Genomic DNA, 16,651 nt, shown 5'->3' with positions numbered 1-16,651 from the left:
CATTCACAGCGGTCGGGGTAGTAGTCCTGGTGATCGCCGTTGCCGCTATCCTCATCAACCGCCCGGCACCCGCCGCCCCTTCACAGGATCCCAGTCCACTCCAAGCCACTGGAAAGTTTGGGTTCCCAGTATCCGACGTCAAGATCGGTGACGGCGGCACGAAGAAGGCAAGCGACGACAAGACCCCCACCGGCTACAGCGGCACCTGCGAATCCGCCGCCCAGGCCGCCGCCAACTACACCCGCCTGATCAAGGATGTGCACCTCACGACCTGGGCGCAGCAAAAGAAAACCCTCATGGAGGTATCCCAGCCCGGCCGATGGGTCGAAAAGGTCACCTTCGAGGGGAATCTCTTAACTGATGCTAAGGATCTTCCCGCGAGTGCGTTCGATGGTGGCTGGTATACCCGCACTGATGTGGCTGCTGGTGGCATGTACCGGGTCGCGAGCTGTGAGGAAAAGAAGCGGGCCGTCGTTCAGGTCTTCACTGGCGGAATAGGCGCCAGTGCAAGCGAGGAGCCCAGTAGCTTTTTTCAGACGGTCACGTTCGAGCTGGTCTGGGGCGGTGACTGGAAGATCTCCGACGCCGGCACCGTCCCGGTCGGTCAGGATTTCGGTGGCCGCGTAAAGGATGGTGGCCCGATGAGCGTAGGGACGAACATGGATGCGGAGTCGGCTCCGGTCCTTCGGGATGACCTCGTCAACGCCTTCTTCAAGAACAAGAGCAGAGAGGGATGGGTCGAGTATGCAAACGCTAAGCGCTAGCAGGACGATCCGCCTTATCGCAGTTCTGCTTGCTATGTTCATTGCCGCGGGCGTGGGGTTCGCCGGCCCTGCCCAGGCGGCAGATGATGTGAGCACGACGGACAAGCTGAACGCGGATCAGCTCAAGCGTCTCGCCGGGTTACCGGAGGCCCAACGCAGCCAGATCCGCGATCGGCTCAATCAGGAACTGGCCAAGACAGCCTGTGGTGACCTCGCCTTTTTCACAGCTATGGGCGGCAATGGCTGTGAAGCGGCCGCAGCCAAGGCGTTCGGGTCGTTCCTGACCACCCCGGAGAAGGCATTGGACTACGACGGCAGCGACACCGCTGCGTTCTGCTCAAGCCTGTCCACTGTGGGCGCACCGACGACGGCGACCGCTTGGTGCGTGCAAGGTGCGGTGTGGAAGAAGTTTGCTCCGGTGGCTGGTGCTGTGCTTCGTGGTGCATTGTCCGTGACTCCCGGCGGTCAGGCTGTGTTGGGCACGGTGGATACGGTGGCGTTCATCGCGAACGCGAAGGATGGGTTTGATAGGTTCGCGAACACCGTCAAGGACGAAGGCGTAAAAGCGACCAACGAGGTCCTGAAGAACCTGTTGAAGGTCTCGTCGTTTGAGATTGATGATGCGTTCCGCAGCATCTGGGCGGCTTTTTCCGCGATCGGGATCATGATCATGGGTCTGATGTATTTCAAGCTGTGGAAGGACGTCTCGAACGAGGAAATCGACTTGGACTCCGCGAGGCAGTCCTTGCTCTGGTTCGGGCCGTTGTCGATAATCCTGGTGCTTTTCGGCCCCGCCCTGGGGTACGTGGTGAACGGGTGGATGAGCCAGCTGACCGAGTCCGTGACCTTCTGGACCTCCAGCCGTGTGACCGATTTCGGAGTGGCCATCTCCCGGTTCGCCTCGTACGAGTCCAGCGGCGCCTTCGGCCCCTTGGCTGCTGTCCTGTTGTTCGGTCTGTTGTTCATTGCGGCCTGGGCGATGCTTGGCTTGTTGGCGCTGCAGCCACTGGCCCTGTACCTGCTGGGTCTTGGCATCGCCCTGATGATCGGCTACATGATCCACCCGAAGTACCGGGAGCGTGTGGGCAAAGTGGGATCCCTATGGATCGGTATTGCCCTGTCCAAGCCGCTGCTCTTGCTGATCATGGGCGCCGTTTTCAGCTACATCGCCTCCCGCCCGGCTTTTACCGGTGAGGGCGTTGACGATGGCATGGTGAACGCCACCTCGGTGTTCCTGGCCGCTGCCGCTATGACGGTCATGGCTTTCGCGTTGCCGTTGCTGTTCAAGTACGTCCCGATCCTGCCCGCATCTTCCACCAGCCTGGGTGAGGGCCGGCGGTCCGTGGCGGGGGCCGCCATGGTCGCCGGCGCCGGGGCAGCGATCTCCTCTGCCATCAGACGACGCCGGGCCGCTCAGGTTCAGTCCGACACTCCTGGCAGCCCCGGCAAGGGTTACAGCGGCGCTGATTCCGGTGGGGGTCCGTCGGGGATGGGCACATCCGGCCCCGGACAAGGAACGCCGGGGTCTGGGACTCCGGGGCGGCGAAGCACGTCCTCGAGAGTTCCAAATGATCGGGGGTCCCGCAGCGGACAGGCGCCGGTGCCGCAGGAGTCTCGGACTATCGGGGAGTTGCAGAAAGCCGAGCACGCCGGGAGTGGGGGAGCCCGGGCCGCCCAGGCCGTGCGGACCGGTGCCATGTCGATGGGCCGCGGGTCTGCGAAGGTCGCCGCCGGCGGCGCGACGGCCTTCCTGTTGGCGGGCCGGGAAGCGGCACGTCAGGCCGCGTTGCGGGGGCAGCGGTCGGCGAGGTCGATGGCACCGGACACCGACCACATCAGTGGCCGGTAAGAGACGTAGAGGCAGGGGAGTAGGTAGTCATGGGGAGAATGGTTGTCGTCGGCGGCGAGGTTCAGAGCCGTGGTCTGTTCGGGGGAAACCGGACGGTTCCGGAGTGGATCGGCCTGTCCGCGGCCGTCGGTCTGGCCCTGCTGGTCGTTCTGGCGGGCGGCAGCAACATCGTCAGCCTGATCGTTGCCGCAGCGCTGGTCCTGGTTGGTTTCATCCTGACTACCCCCAACAAGTTCTCCGGGCACCGTTCCCTGGGCGCCCTCCTCGTGGAGGCCCGGCACAAAAAGCTCCGGCACCGGACCGGATCTCTGGTCTATGTGCCGGTTAAGAACCGTCCGCACACCCGGATGGTCAAGGCCGGGAAGAAGGACGCGGCCCGCGCCGACTCGCACGGCATGATCGAGGTTCCCCTCCGGCACAAGCACAATGCGCCGTTGATGGTGGGCACGGTCCGCCACTTCACGGTGGACACCCCGGAAGGGCCGCTGGTCATCTTCCGCCACCAGGGCAAAGTCACGAAACCCTACTACACGGCCACCATGGAAATCATGGGCTCGTCCTCCGCGATCCGTGAGGAATACCGGAAGGAATCCGGGCACGTGGCCCGCGGCCAGTACCTCGCCCGGCTGGCCCGCCGACAATCGCTCGTGACCCACGTGCAGTCCCTGGCACGTGCCGTGCCCATGGACTCGGCCGACCACCTGCTCTGGGTGAAAAGGCGGGTGGCCAAAGATGTCCCCGGGATCCTGCTGGAGTCCTACGGGGCGCTTTGTGAAACGGTGCGCTCCCGCTCCGAACAGCACCGGACCTACGAAACGTTCCGGATCCCGAACTCCCCCGCCCTCTTCCGCCGCGCCGATGCCCTCGGCGGCGGCGACGAAGGCATCGGTCAGGCGATCCACCAGGAAATCCGCTCAGCGATGTCCCAGGCCACGATGATGGGATCAATCCTCGACTTCCGGCCCCTTGGCCCCCAAGCAATGGCTGCACTGCTCCGGCACCTTCAGGACCCGGACTTCGACATCGACGACTATGACGGCGCTGACCTGATGGACTGCTGGCAGCACCTGGACGGCGCATCCTCGCCCCTGTCGCTGGTCGTAAACGGGCACTGGCACATCCGCACCGGCTACGTGCCGGCCTCAGCCTTCAGTCCCCAGGCCATCCCGGTTGAGGCCCTCGAAGCGGTGATCAGCGGGATCCAGCCAGCCGTGGTGCATTCGGTGTCCATGGTCATGGAGCTCCAGGACGCCCGCAGCGCCCGGGCCAAAGCCCGCAGCCACGCGGCGATGGACCGGGCCAAAGAGAAGCAAGTCGCCAAGTCAGGCGTCGTCACCGACGGGTCCGAAGAAGTGCTGCTCGGCGCTTCCCACCAACGCCTCCTGGACCTGAAGCCCGGGTCCGGGCACCACGGTGCAGCCTACGCCCTGTACATCTCGTTCGCCGTCGAGAACGAAGACGAGATCCTCTCCACCACCGACATCCTCGAAGCCGCAGCATCCGATGCCGGCATCGAATTCATTGACTGGATGGACCACCGCAACGACCTCGCCCTGATCACCAGCATGCCGTTCACCAGGGGAATCCGATGACCACCACCAACAACCTCAAAAGGCTCCGCCTGCCCAAGGCCTTGGGCGGCAAACCCGGGCGGACAACCAGCACAGAAGCCAGGCCCGGACGACTGACCCTGGACGCCACCGCCACCACCACAGCCGAGGCCCAAAGCCGCACGGTCCCCCTTGCAAAAGCCGCTGCGAAAAAGGCGGACAAGGAGGAAGCACGACGGCGGGAGCTGGCCGAGGCGAAGGCGAACACTGCCAACCGCTGGCACCACGAACGGAAGTGGAAGTTCGCGTCCCGGCTCGGGTTCTACGACCCGGCCGCCCCGGGCGTCGAGTCCTCCACACGGCAGATGGAATTCTCACACATGGCCATCGCCTCCCCGCCCACCTCACACCGCGGCCTGGTGTTCGGAGTCGATGCAGGCTCCGGCTGGATGATCGTCCACGACCCCTTCACCGCCTACGGCGACACCATCGAATCCCCGAACGTCTGCTACATCGGCGACCTCGGACAGGGCAAGTCCTCGGCCATGAAAACCTGGGGCGTACTGCGCCAGCTGATCCTGGGACGCCGCGTGGTCGTAATCGACAAGAAGTTCCAGAAAGACATCGGCGCCGGCGAATACGCCCCGCTGGCTAGGCGTTTGGACGTCGCACCCGTGCAGTTCCGCATCGGCGGGGGAGGATCCCGGATCAACATCCTGGACCCGCGCATCGCCGCCCGAGTCAACGAAAAGCCCGGCGAGGGTGACCTGTCGACACCCGCCGGGCAGTCCATGCTGCTGCGCGCCGTGATGGAAGAAGCCCTTCGCCGGCCCATGAGCCCCAAGGAAGGCAAAGCCGTCCGCATGGCCCACCGCCAGGCACTCACACAAGCGGCAGCGGCAGGGGAAGTCGCGCACATCGGGCACGTCCTTCACGCCCTCTACACCCCGGACACCGCGGCGGCCCAAGCCGCCGGCCTGACCGCGGAGGAACTGCGAAGCTGGGGCCAGGACCCTGCCTTTGAACTCGAACGCATGATCGAGGACGACCTCGCCGGCCTGATCGACGGGCCCACCAGCGACGACATCCAGCTCAACGCCGGACTGACCGTCTTCGACGTCTCCCTGCTCCCGGAGGACGGCCCGGCGCTGCCGATCGTCATGACGATCATCAACACCTGGCTGGCCAACACCCTCTACCGCCAACACACCCCCGTCCCCACCGTCCTGCTGATCGAGGAAGCCTGGCACACCGTCCAGGGATCGGTGGCCACCGTGACCCGGCGCAACACCAAGCTCTCCCGCGCCCTTTCCCTCTCGTGCCAGTTCGCGTTCCACCACATCTCCGACATCCCCGAGGACAGCCCTGCGATCTCCATGCTCAAGGAATGCGGCACGGTCCTGCTGTACAAGCAGCAAAAAAGCGCCGACGCACTCGCCTGCGAAGAGATGTTCAACCTCCCCCCGGGATCCGCCGACGTGCTCGCACAACTGATGAAAGGAACCTGCCTGCTCAAAATCGGCAGCCACGACCCCTTCGAAGCCATCCACGTCCGCAGCCCCCTCGAAGTCGAACTGACCAACACCGACGGCGCCATGAAATCAACCTCGACCATCGCCTTCACCGAAGACACACCAGCCACGGAGGTCCCGGCATGAGCAAACCCACATCCACGGACACACTCCTGAAACTCACCCTCGCCGGGGCCGTCGCCGGCCTGCTGGCCCTGGCCTGGGTCTCATCAGTCCTGGGTGAACTCCTCACCCCCACCGGCATGCCCTGGACCAGCCCCGCACAGCTGCTCGCCCGACTCAAAGAAGGCAGCTTCGTCTGGCCGGCGGCCGCGACCTGGATCCTCATCACCCTCGCGGTTGCCGCGTTCCTCGGGGCCGCCTTCCTGTCCGCCCGGAGCGGCGGCCGCGGCAGCGCCTCCCAGCGCACCCTCGCCGGCCGGCTGGCCAACGGACACCAGCTCGCGTCCCTCACCGAAAAGCACCGCGCACGCGAAACCAGCCAGCTGCATCCGGCCGCCGACAACCTCCCGCCCGGGCAGAAGCTCGGGCACGCGCTGGCCGGGAAATGGCAGATGCTCTACAGCGGCTACCGGCAAACCGGGCTGAGCATCATCCCTCCCGGCGGGGGCAAAACCTCCGCCTGCGTCATCCCCCGAATGGCGGATGCCCCCGGCGCGGCCCTGATGACCTCCAACAAAATCGACGGCGTACCCGAAGTCATCGCCGCCCGACACAACCTGGGCCGGATCTGGATCTTCGACCCCAACGGCATCTACCTGGCCCAGAGCCGCCCCGACTTCATCTTCAACCCGCTGTCACTGGTCCACGACACCGTTACGGCCATGGAATTGGCCGCTGTCATCATCACCGCAGCGAAAAAGAACAATCCCCGGGACGGGGACGGCAAGGACGATGCCCACTTCGGCCCCGCCGGCGAAACCTGCCTCGCCTGGGCGTTACTGGCTGCAGCCATCAAGAAAAAGCCGATCTCAGCAGTGCACGAATGGATGGCAAGGGGCGAACTCGTGCAGATCAAGGAAATCCTGGAAGACGCGGGCTTCGACGCTGCCTCAGCGGACATGTTCGGGTTCAGTAAATGGCCTGACCGCACCAAGGGCTCCCTGATCGCCACCACACAACGGATGTGCAGGGACCTCTCCCACAACACCTTCCGGGACTGGACCACGCCCACCGCCGGCATCGACGAGTTCGACCCCAAGAAATTCCTGGACAGCAAGGACACCCTGATCCTGCTCTCCGAACGCCGCCCCGGCGGAACCGGGGCAGTGATCACCGCCATCGTAAAATCCATCACCACAGCCGCCCGGAACCAGGCCCCCGGCACTGCCCGGCTGCGGGTCCCGCTCATCGCCGAACTGGACGAAGTGGCAAACATCGTCCCCTGGCCCTCACTGCCCGAAGACTTCAGCTACTTCGGATCCCTCGGCCTCTGCTTCACCGTCTACCTGCAGGCTTACGCCCAAGGCGTGGGGGAGTGGGGCGAGAACGGGATGCGGACACTCTGGCAAACCGCCGGCTTCCGGCTCGTCGGGGCAAACGAGGAAACAACCTTCACCCGCGGACTCTCCGAAACCATCGGAACCTGGGAAAAACCGATGGGGAAGGATCGCCCCACCAAAACCCTTCCCAAGGCCGGACCGGAGGACTTCGCGAACCTGCCGGCCTTCACGGCATTCCTGTTCAGCGCCAACGCCCCCGCCACACTCATCAGCCTGTCCCCATGGTTCAAAGACAAAACCCTTTCCGCCACCATCAACGACGGCCTCCCGGCAGCCGGAGAACTCGCTCAGAGAACGCCTAAACCCTTTGTCGCTGCACAGGCCCTTGGAGCGGAAGAAGTCACGTCGTGACCGTCGAATCACCGACCACAGACGATGAACCGACTGAGGAAGAACTCACCCAGCAGTTCATCATGTGGGTAGAGCTCACGATCCACGACACGGAATCCGTCTCCGACACCAAGAACGAGCGGTACTGGTGCCCCCAGTGGTGGGACCACCCCGAAGCCGTCAACCGCCTCAGCGCACTGCACTCCGCTTACATCCAGGCAGTCGCCGACAACACGATGTCCGCTTGGTGGGTCCAACACTGGGACAGCCACACCCGCGTCCTCTTCTCCCAGCACGGACCCTTCGAAAACTGCCAAAGCCGACACACGTTCCACGAACGCTCAGACCAATACAACCCCCGCCTACAAACCATCTCCCCGCCCGACGACTGGACACTCTCGTAAGCCGTCGGAACTGCCACTGCCAGAAATCTACGGCACCCCCTCGCAGGGAACGCGGTACTAACGAACCACGCACAAAGGCCTGGAATCCACGCTGAAGCCGGCTCACGCAGCGCTACGGTATCTTCAGCTCGGCCGAAAGATGATCAAATGCCTCAAGAGCAGGCGCTGCGGGTCCATCTGCTCCTCGGCAAGAAGACGCGGAACGCATCTGCGATGTCTCCAGCCTCGCAGAGTTGGGCCCGCTCCGGGCCGTCGTTCTAAACTTAGGCGCGACCACGCTCGTCCGCACCTTTGCCCTATTACCCGTCATGCAATCATTAGCCGTGGCGAACCATAGGATTCTGTGGGAAGGCATTGCGCACGATACCTGAAGGCCGCAGCGGTTGGTCTGCGCTGGTACGAAAGGCCGTCAACACGGACAAACGATCAAGGGGCGAAATCCGCTAGTATGAGCAACTCCAAATCGTCGGCGGATACCAAACCACAATCCCTTCCGCGCAGAATATTTCGGTTCTTTGTCCCTAGTGCAAGATCTAAGGATCGAGCTGATCTAGCACTGCATACAGCACAGGTCGTGGAGCATGAGAAGCGGGCAGTCTCCGCGATAGTCCCGGCCATACCCGCCATCGCGATTATCTACGTAGCCGTTAACGTGCTGGTGCAGGTGGATGGAAACAAGAACCTTGCGTTGGCGATCGTAACCAACTTACCTTTAGGCTCCTTGGCCATGGTGGTGTTCCTCAACGCTGCTGGCATGATTTTTATGGGGTTGACTATCGCAGGTCCGGCGGTCGTGATGGACCCGACGCAAACACCCTTCGTGCGAAAATTTTTCGCATTGCTCACACTTGCCAGTGCCCTGATTTACGCACTAGCCTTTTCGGCGCTGTTTGCGCTATTTGTCCTAATCATGGCCTATGCCACGTGGAGATTGCGCATCACGCTGGACAATAAGCCCACCACATTTGAAGACTGGGTCAAATCAGATTCTGCACCCGACGATGCTGGCTTATACGAGATTTGGAAGAAGGCGTCGACGGTACTCAAAGAACAAGCACCCGGTGAAGACGCTTTCAAGAGCCCCAAACTTACATACCTGAAGCGGGAGGCTCGAGACCGCAGGCGAACCATCCATGACGCGGCTAACCCTGACTTTCGAAATGCCATATACAGGTCCGGAGCTGTCCTCATGTCGACCTACGGACTCATGTTGCTGACCTCACCGGTTCAACTAGGGCCCCTGGAAATAGTGCAACTCAAAACTGGCGCATCCATCACCGGTTACGTACTAATCGCTAATGAAGACCGAGGGGTGGTCTACGACGCCGAAGCTGAGTCTGCTAGGCCCATTGTGGCTTCTGAAATCACGCGACGGCTTATATGTACCAAAACGCCTACGTGGATGTCCATGACACTCGGAGACCTGGACAGAGTAAGTCAGCTGAGCTGGACGCAGCGCGAGTCATGTTCCTGATGCGCGGAGCACCGTCCCATGTCAGATTTGAATCTTGCAATGGTCGTCACGAGTGTCCAGAAATACGGATTTGACCCTAGTCTGACGGTTATTGAGTGCCAGCCTGACGTCAGGTTGGGGTGTGCCCTAACTGTGCGAAATTTATCGCCTGCTAGGAATACCTTGACTTTGGGGCCGGTCCAATTGGGGCGTCCTGAAGCGCGGTTTGCAGTGTGGAGCAGGGTGATTCGTCTGGATCATGTTTGCGCAGCAGCTCTACCGACTCGCAGTCATTGAAGTGAAAAGCCTTTCTGTCGTTCATGTCGTCCCTTATCCAGATAATGAGTCCGTCCCTAGTTTTTGTCTCGACGAATCCAACAACACATTGACTTGTCTTTGCCTCTTGGAGTGACACGATGTCTCCGGGGCTGAAGCCCGTCCAGATCAATAATGGGTGATGCTGGACCTCGCTCTGTTGCTCTTCCTGAACGAGACCCATGATTGGTCCCCTGGGCAAATCCATCACATTTGGTGCTGGCGGACCTGTAGATGTCGAATCATCAGGAAGGGCTCGATTGTTCTTAGTCACAGCAAATCAGTTTCCTTAGTCATGGACGCCCGTTTACTCGTCGGTTGCTGGCAAGCGCGCTGGGATACGGCCTGACTGCGCTCGTCTCGATTTCGTTGACGCAGACGCAGGCAAAAGGGTCGAAGCCGGGCTCTTTACGACTCCCGAAGTGGTTGAAGTCCATGCCGCCACCGGTGACGCTGATTTAGTGGCCAAGGTTCTTGCGAAGGACACCACGGACTCATCGGATCAACACAGAGATCCTGCTGTCTTGACGGCATTCAGCGGACCAGTACGGTCATCTCGGTGCTGGAAGTCATGCCCACCAGGATGGAGGCTTTACTCAGGAGAATGGCTGGGGACGAGTGCCCCTCGTAGGCCGAGTCCGAGACTGTCGTGCTGGGAGAACCCTGGCCCACAAAGGCTTAGGGCTGCCCTTTAGCGGGTAACCCTAAGCCCTTTGGTGCTTGCGCTGCCGGGTCCGGGGCACTTTCACCCTGAGACCATCTCCGGATTCGGCAATGTGAGCAGCTGGCGGTACTCCGCAACAGATACCGCCAGCATCCTTTCAGGCGGCCGGTGATGCGAGTCCTGCAACGCCCATTCCGGCCGCACCAAGTTTTACTTTCTAGTCCAAGAACCTCTGGCGGGGCGGTCAAGCCCCAAGTGTTCGCGCAGGGTGGTTCCCTCATATTCCTCTCGGAGTACCCCAAGCCCGCGAAGTGCGGGCACGACAGTTTCGTTGAAAACTTCCAATCCGTGTGGAAGGTACCCCGGAGAGATGATGTAGCCATCGACTGCGCCTGCGACGAACCACTCAGCCAGTTCACGGGTCACTGATTCAGGGGTGCCGACGACGACGCGGTGGCCGTATGCGCTCACGACCTTTCGGTAGAGTTCGCCCAGATTCAGGTTCTCCCGTTTGGCCATTTCAATGATGAGCGCGCGCCGGCTTTTGTAATTTTCAGTGTCGGGGATCTCCGGCAGCGGTGCGTCTTCAGGCAATTTGGTCACGTCATAGTCGAGCAGCTGCGACAGCCGGGCAAGTCCCACTTCAGGGTGGATGCTGTTTTGGAGCTCCTGATACTTCGCCTGGGCTTCCTCCATTGTGTCGCCGATGATCGGCTGGACACCGGCAATAATGCGGACACTGGATGGGCTGCGCCCATAGGCGGATGCCCGCGCCTTCACGTCTTTGGAGAAGGCCAGGGCCGCTTCGAGGGTGTTCTGCGCGGTGAACGTCACCTCGGCGTATTTGCCGGCAAGTTCCCGCCCTGCTTCGGACGAACCCGCTTGAACCTGCACCGGCCATCCTTGAACGGGGCGGCGGACGTTGAGCGGACCGCGAACGGAGAAGTGCTTTCCCTCATGGTTTAGCCTGTGGAGTTTGCTGGGATCGAAGTAGAGCCCTTGTTTGCGGTCGACGACGAAGGCATCATCGTCCCAGCTGTCCCACAGTCCGCAGGTAACTTCAAGGAACTCCTCAGCACGGTCATACCGGTCAACGCTCGCCAGGTGTTCAGACCTGCTGAAGTTGCGGGCTTCCTCTGGGACGTAGGAAGTCACGAGATTCCAACCTAACCGCCCCCCGCTCAACTGATCGATCGAGGCCAGTTTGCGTGCGATGTGGTATGGCTCGTTGTAGGTGGTGGACTGAGTGACTACGAGACCAATCTTCTTAGTGGCTACAGCCAAGGCGGCCAGCAAGGTCAGCGGTTCAAACCGGTACGCCAGGGGGTCGCGGCTGAGAATGCTGTCTGCCGCATCCGGCATGCTTAGTTCATCGGCAAGAAACGCAAAATCAAACTTCGCGTCTTCGGCGGCGCGCACTACTCCGAGCACATCCTCGAAGGTTTCGTCCACGTTTGTGAGGGCACCCTCCATGCGCCATCCTGCGATATGCGAACTCGCGGGGGAGACCAACGCCCCCAGTATCATCTTGTCCGGTCGGGTCATAGGGCTCACGCCGTGGTTCCTTTCGGTTGTGCTGATTTCCTCAGGTAATGCTCTAATTCAGTCGTTACTGCGCCCAATGCTTGGGTGGCTTCTTCCAGGAGCTCCGGAGCCACCTTGCCCACTCCGTACAGACCGAGGACGAATTCTGCTGCCCCGAGATCGTTGATTACCGGCGCCGTGATGCTGTGAATGGTCCCCGTTGTTGTCCCTCCTTCGGAGCCTGACTCCACACCGGGGTCAAGGACCGCCAGGGCATGAGATGCTTCGGAGCCGCTGACTTGATCGGCTTCAACAGTGACGGAGTAGCCTCGTTGGCGAATGGAGGAGAGCATCTGCTTGTAACGGTCTCTGTGCTCTGGCCCTTTGCTTGTGGCCCAGGCTTCAACTTCCGGCTCCGGAGCCCACGCCATGGCCGTTCTCCCGAAAGGGGCGACCACAGGAATTCTCTCTCCAACGAGAGTTGAGAGTTTCGAATCTTTGCGGGTGCCCGCACTGGCCATGATGAGCATGTTCTTGTGCTCGAATTTGCCCAGGACGCACTCACAATCCGCCAATCGTGAGAGTGATTCCATAAGAGGGCGGGCGTAATCGATGAAAGCCAGATTTCCGGGCAAGTCGACCTCAGTGGTCACCATCGTTCCGGGGCTGAAGCTGCCGTAGCCGCCTTGAAAGAACAGCAGCGGGAGTTTGGTGTTCGGTGAGTCCAGGCCGACGACCCGGCCAAGAACAATGAAATGATCACCGGCGTCAAAAACAGATTCGATACTGCAGTCGATCCAGGCCGCGGCCCTTTCAAGTATCGGAGAACCCGTGAGACCTTCACGCCAGGGTTCACCTGCGAATCGGGACGCGTGGTCGCCTCTGAATGCGCGGCAAACCGCCTCCTGTTCGACGCTCAGGACGTTGATCGCGAAGGAACCAGCCTGCTCGATCAAGGGCCAGGTCGTTGACGTCTTCGCCGGCATGAAGGAGACCAGCGGCGGATCCAGGGAAACCGACCCGAAGGTGCCGACGATCATCCCAACCGGGCCGTCGGAACCCTTTGAAGCAACCATGGACACGCCGGTCGGATAGCGTCCCATAACCCTCCGAAAATGGGCTGGGTCGGTTACTTGAGTCTCAAGATTCGTTTGGGAATCTCTAATAGAGGTTTTCATATCATCCGTTACAATAATCGGCCGGACTTCGCCGGACAAAGGGGAAGAGGGTAATTTGAGCCCGCTTGCTTCGCGGGATGCTTCTAGTGGAGAGAGGCGGAGGCCAGGAGTTCTCGGGTGTACTCGGTGGCCGGATCGGCGAAAATATTTATAGCCGGCCCCGCTTCGACGATGGTTCCGTTCCGCATGACGACAACCCGGTCAGCGACCGATCGGGTCAGATGCAGGTCGTGGGAGATCATGACCAGTGCCATTTGGTGTGATTCCACCAAGTTGATGATCAGGTTGATGATCTGGGCTTGGACGGAGACATCCAGTGAAGCGGTGGCTTCATCGGCAATGAGAACCTCAGGTTCACAGGCCAATGCTCTCGCTATGGAGACTCGCTGGAGCTGTCCACCACTGAGACCTTTTGGCAAGCGCTCAATCACATGGCCGGTGAGTCCTACATCTTCCAACCCCTGTTTTGCCGCTTTCCTCGCCTTTTCCCTGGAATAGCCCAGGACCACTTTGTAAGCCTCACTGACCGTGGCCAGCGGGGTCATGGTTGGATTCAGAGAGGAGTAAGGGTCTTGGAAGATCATCTGAACAGAGCGTCTCTCGGCGTCCGTCCGCTTGACGGTTTCCCAGGGGCGTCCATGAACCTTGACCGCGCCTTCGGAAGGTCGCAAGATGCCCGTCAATGCTCGAGCAAGGGTCGACTTTCCAGAGCCGCTCTCGCCGACGATGGCGATTTTTTCTCCGGCGTCCACCGTCAAGCTGACATCCTGCACGACCGCCGGCGCATGCTTGCCGTATGTGAGGCTCACGTTTTCAACTGACAGTATGGACCTATTCATGGAGGATCCCCCTTTCGGATACGGACACGGGGTGAGGACTGTCGGCCCAACCGTTGGGAACTGTTGCTGTCTTTGGTCCCCCTCCGTGGGGTAGGACGCCAAGTCCGCCTTGGGAGGGGTCGGCCTTTAACAGGGCTTCGGTGTAGGGGTGTTGCGGATTCTCGAGCACCTGGGCTACAGGTCCGGATTCGACGGTCCTGCCCTCAAGCATGACGTAGACCTGGTCCGCCATCTGCCGCACGATGCTCAGGTCATGGGTCACCAGCAGCAATGCCATGTTGGTTTCCTTCTGAATATCGCGAAGGAGATTCAGCACTGAGCGCTGGACGGTTGCATCCAGTGCGGTCGTCGCCTCATCGGCGATGATCAACTTTGGACGGCCCGCGAGGGCCAGCGCAATCATGACCCGTTGTCTCATGCCCCCGGACAGTTGATGCGGATAAGCGCGCAATACTTCCGTCGGCCGGTTAATTCGGACGTTCTCCAACAGCTCCAAGGCCCGGCGCCCCGGGTTGGCATCACTGTCCAACCTGCGGATTGTCTCCTTGAGTTGATGACCGATGCGCATCAGAGGGTCCAGCCCGGCGAGTGAGGCCTGCGGAACGAAACCGATGACGTTTCCACGGATTTGTTTCCAATCCTTGGAGCTGCCATTGTCGATCGTTTTTCCCTGCACCAGAACAGAGCCTCGAGTGACTTGACCTCCGATGGGGCCAAGCAGCCCGATGGCAGTCCGGCAGAGCATGGTCTTTCCGGACCCGGACTCACCAACCAGCCCGACTGTCTCCCCAGGACGGATCAGCAGTTCAGCTCCGCTGACGATCTCGTGGTTTTTGATGGAAATCGCTATGTCCCGCAGCTCAAGGAGTGATTTGTCAGTTGCGGTGTGATTGTCCTCGTTCACCGTGAGCGCCCCTCAATCCCTGCAACCATACGTTCAGCGACAGCGGCCAGTGACACCGCGCTGATGATCATGAATCCGAGTGGGAAAACTGTGACCCACCAGGACCGGTCTATGGAGGAACGACCTTCAAACATCATCTGTCCCCATTCCGCCGTGGGTGGGGCTATTCCGGCACCGAACAAGCTCAGGGAGGCTATAAGCCCCATCACGACAATTATGTCTCCGATCGCATATGACAGGGACGCACCTAAGACCTTCGGGGTCATATGCCGCAGCAGGATACGCCAGGTTGAATATCCCATTACCCGGGCGGCGGTGACGTAGTCTATTCCGCGCAGGCTCAGGGCCAGGCTTCGGGCAAGGCGGGCGTAGTACGCCCAACCTGTGAGAGAGATAGCGACGATGACCGGCAGGGTCCCATTGGGCAGAACCGATATTGCCGTCTCCCCGCCGAAGACGACGACCAGGGCAAGGATCAGGATGATGAACGGGAACGCGATGATGACATCAGTGATGCGCATGACCAGCCACTCGAAGATTCCTCCTACAAGGGCTGCGGCAACTCCGATGATGTTACCGACCACCACAGAGATTGCGACGACGAGCAGGGGTATCAGATAGTCAATCTGTGCAGCAGCGAATGTCCTGATCATGACATCCCGACCGAAGCCGTCAGTCCCGAAAGGATGGGCCAGGGATGGAGGCGAAAAGGGCCGACTTACAAACTGTTCCGGCCCGATACCCGTGATGTAGGGCAGCGCGAACGACATGGCCAAGATCGCCGCCAGGATGCCCAACGCCACGACGTGTGCGCGTGGTGACAATCGCGCCGCCAAAGTGAAACGGAGCCCGGGACGAGCTGGTGGGCTAGTAGTGGTCGTCATGCTCATGACGAGATCCTTACTCGAGGGTCAATAATGCGGTAGAGCAGCTCACAGAGCAGGTTCACCCCAACAACTCCGACTGCAGCCACGAGTGCCGTACCTTGGAGCACTGTGTAGTCCCTAGTGGCGACGGCTCCCTGAATAAGGAGTCCAAACCCGGGAAGACCAAACAACGCCTCAATAACCACTGCACCGCTGACAAGAGCTGCGGCATTGACCCCGACCACCGTAATGATGGGCAGGGCGCTGTTGGGCAGCAGATGCCGCAGCACGATTGAAGCCCGTGAAAGCCCCCGGGCTTCGGCTGACTCCAGGAACTGGAGTTCAAGGATGGAAACGGCCGCTTGCCGGGTGCTTCGCATGACCTGGGGGGCGAGGTAACCCGCCAGGGCAAGGCTCGGAAGAATGACGAATCGAGGCGTCTCGGACCATGTGCTGGTCCAACCGCCAGCCGGCAGCCAACCGAAGGCAACTGCGACGACCGCGATCAGCAGCAGAGACAGAACAAACGGGGGGATGGACAGAACGATAAGGTTCGCCGTTCCGATGAGGCGGTCAGCACGCTTTCCCCGGCTCAGGGCGGCCCATAAACCCAACGGGACACCAATAACAAGAGAAAACAGCAGAGTAGCGGCAATGATTCCGACGGTGACGGGGAGGGCCTGGCTGATCAACTCATGAACGGGCACACCCGTGATGAGGGAACTGCCAATATCGCCCCGAAGGGCCGATAGTAGCGAGTTACCGATCTGGGAGATGACTGGCTCGTCAAGTGACAGCTGGGTCCGTAGCGCTTCCATGGCTTCAGGGCTCGCTTTTGTGCCCAGGATGGCACGGGCGGGGTCTCCGGGCGCGATGTGTATCAGTACGCTGGTGGCGACGACCACAAGAATCATGACAACGCAGACATCAATCAGACGCTTTGCTACGAGCCAGACCCACCGTGACGTGGTTTGCAT

Annotated in this window: 14 protein-coding genes; 8 read left to right on the top strand and 6 right to left on the bottom strand. The window is 60.9% G+C overall.

Features of this window, described 5'->3' with window-relative positions:
* Positions 1 to 29 precede the first annotated feature (29 nt).
* The 8 genes from ACLKOZ_RS15770 (at position 30) to ACLKOZ_RS15735 (ending at position 10,394) form a co-directional block, all read left to right on the top strand.
* The gene (locus tag ACLKOZ_RS15770) at positions 30 to 764 is read left to right on the top strand and encodes a hypothetical protein (RefSeq protein ID WP_436476359.1); all 735 of its coding nucleotides are present in this window, start codon (positions 30 to 32) and stop codon (positions 762 to 764) included.
* Positions 765 to 798: 34 nt separating this feature from the next.
* A complete protein-coding gene (locus ACLKOZ_RS15765; protein ID WP_436476357.1) occupies positions 799 to 2,613 on the top strand; it encodes a hypothetical protein in 1,815 nt (604 codons plus the stop codon).
* Between the two features lie 29 nt (positions 2,614 to 2,642).
* The gene (locus ACLKOZ_RS15760; protein WP_436476355.1) at positions 2,643 to 4,205 is read left to right on the top strand and encodes a hypothetical protein; all 1,563 of its coding nucleotides are present in this window, start codon (positions 2,643 to 2,645) and stop codon (positions 4,203 to 4,205) included.
* Complete coding sequence (locus ACLKOZ_RS15755; protein WP_436476353.1) at positions 4,202 to 5,821, top strand: ATP/GTP-binding protein; 1,620 nt, start codon at positions 4,202 to 4,204, stop codon at positions 5,819 to 5,821. The genes ACLKOZ_RS15760 and ACLKOZ_RS15755 overlap by 4 nt, the downstream gene beginning before the upstream one ends.
* On the top strand, positions 5,818 to 7,548 hold the full coding sequence (locus ACLKOZ_RS15750) for a TraM recognition domain-containing protein (protein ID WP_436476352.1): 1,731 nt from the start codon (positions 5,818 to 5,820) through the stop codon (positions 7,546 to 7,548). Before ACLKOZ_RS15755 ends, ACLKOZ_RS15750 begins: the two co-directional genes overlap by 4 nt.
* On the top strand, positions 7,545 to 7,931 hold the full coding sequence (locus ACLKOZ_RS15745) for a DUF4913 domain-containing protein (RefSeq protein ID WP_436476350.1): 387 nt from the start codon (positions 7,545 to 7,547) through the stop codon (positions 7,929 to 7,931). Before ACLKOZ_RS15750 ends, ACLKOZ_RS15745 begins: the two co-directional genes overlap by 4 nt.
* Positions 7,932 to 8,379: 448 nt before the next feature.
* The gene (locus ACLKOZ_RS15740; RefSeq protein WP_436476348.1) at positions 8,380 to 9,405 is read left to right on the top strand and encodes a hypothetical protein; all 1,026 of its coding nucleotides are present in this window, start codon (positions 8,380 to 8,382) and stop codon (positions 9,403 to 9,405) included.
* A 632-nt stretch (positions 9,406 to 10,037) separates the two neighbouring features.
* Positions 10,038 to 10,394, top strand: coding sequence for an Lrp/AsnC ligand binding domain-containing protein (locus tag ACLKOZ_RS15735; protein ID WP_436476457.1), 357 nt, complete (start codon positions 10,038 to 10,040; stop codon positions 10,392 to 10,394).
* A 179-nt stretch (positions 10,395 to 10,573) separates the two neighbouring features.
* Here ACLKOZ_RS15735 and ACLKOZ_RS15730 read toward each other — a convergent pair whose 3' ends face one another.
* The 6 genes from ACLKOZ_RS15730 to ACLKOZ_RS15705 all read right to left on the bottom strand — a co-directional run bounded on the left by ACLKOZ_RS15730 (position 10,574) and on the right by ACLKOZ_RS15705 (position 16,651).
* Positions 10,574 to 11,908 carry an LLM class flavin-dependent oxidoreductase gene (locus tag ACLKOZ_RS15730; protein ID WP_436476455.1) on the bottom strand — a complete coding sequence of 445 codons (1,335 nt, stop codon included), beginning with the start codon at positions 11,906 to 11,908 and terminating at the stop codon, positions 10,574 to 10,576.
* A gap of 5 nt (positions 11,909 to 11,913) precedes the next feature.
* A complete protein-coding gene (locus ACLKOZ_RS15725) occupies positions 11,914 to 12,990 on the bottom strand; it encodes a flavin reductase (protein WP_436476453.1) in 1,077 nt (358 codons plus the stop codon).
* A 158-nt stretch (positions 12,991 to 13,148) separates the two neighbouring features.
* On the bottom strand, positions 13,149 to 13,874 hold the full coding sequence (locus ACLKOZ_RS15720) for an ABC transporter ATP-binding protein (RefSeq protein ID WP_436476346.1): 726 nt from the start codon (positions 13,872 to 13,874) through the stop codon (positions 13,149 to 13,151).
* A gap of 22 nt (positions 13,875 to 13,896) precedes the next feature.
* On the bottom strand, positions 13,897 to 14,808 hold the full coding sequence (locus tag ACLKOZ_RS15715; RefSeq protein ID WP_436476344.1) for an ABC transporter ATP-binding protein: 912 nt from the start codon (positions 14,806 to 14,808) through the stop codon (positions 13,897 to 13,899).
* Positions 14,805 to 15,632: an ABC transporter permease gene (locus tag ACLKOZ_RS15710; protein ID WP_436476342.1), complete on the bottom strand. Its 828-nt coding sequence runs from the start codon at positions 15,630 to 15,632 to the stop codon at positions 14,805 to 14,807. The genes ACLKOZ_RS15715 and ACLKOZ_RS15710 overlap by 4 nt, the downstream gene beginning before the upstream one ends.
* A gap of 62 nt (positions 15,633 to 15,694) precedes the next feature.
* Positions 15,695 to 16,651: an ABC transporter permease gene (locus ACLKOZ_RS15705; RefSeq protein ID WP_436476340.1), complete on the bottom strand. Its 957-nt coding sequence runs from the start codon at positions 16,649 to 16,651 to the stop codon at positions 15,695 to 15,697.

Origin of the sequence: Arthrobacter sp. R4, from assembly GCF_051365025.1 — a bacterium.
Taxonomy (GTDB): Bacteria; Actinomycetota; Actinomycetes; order Actinomycetales; family Micrococcaceae; genus Arthrobacter.
This window is presented reverse-complemented; position numbering and strand designations above follow the sequence as displayed.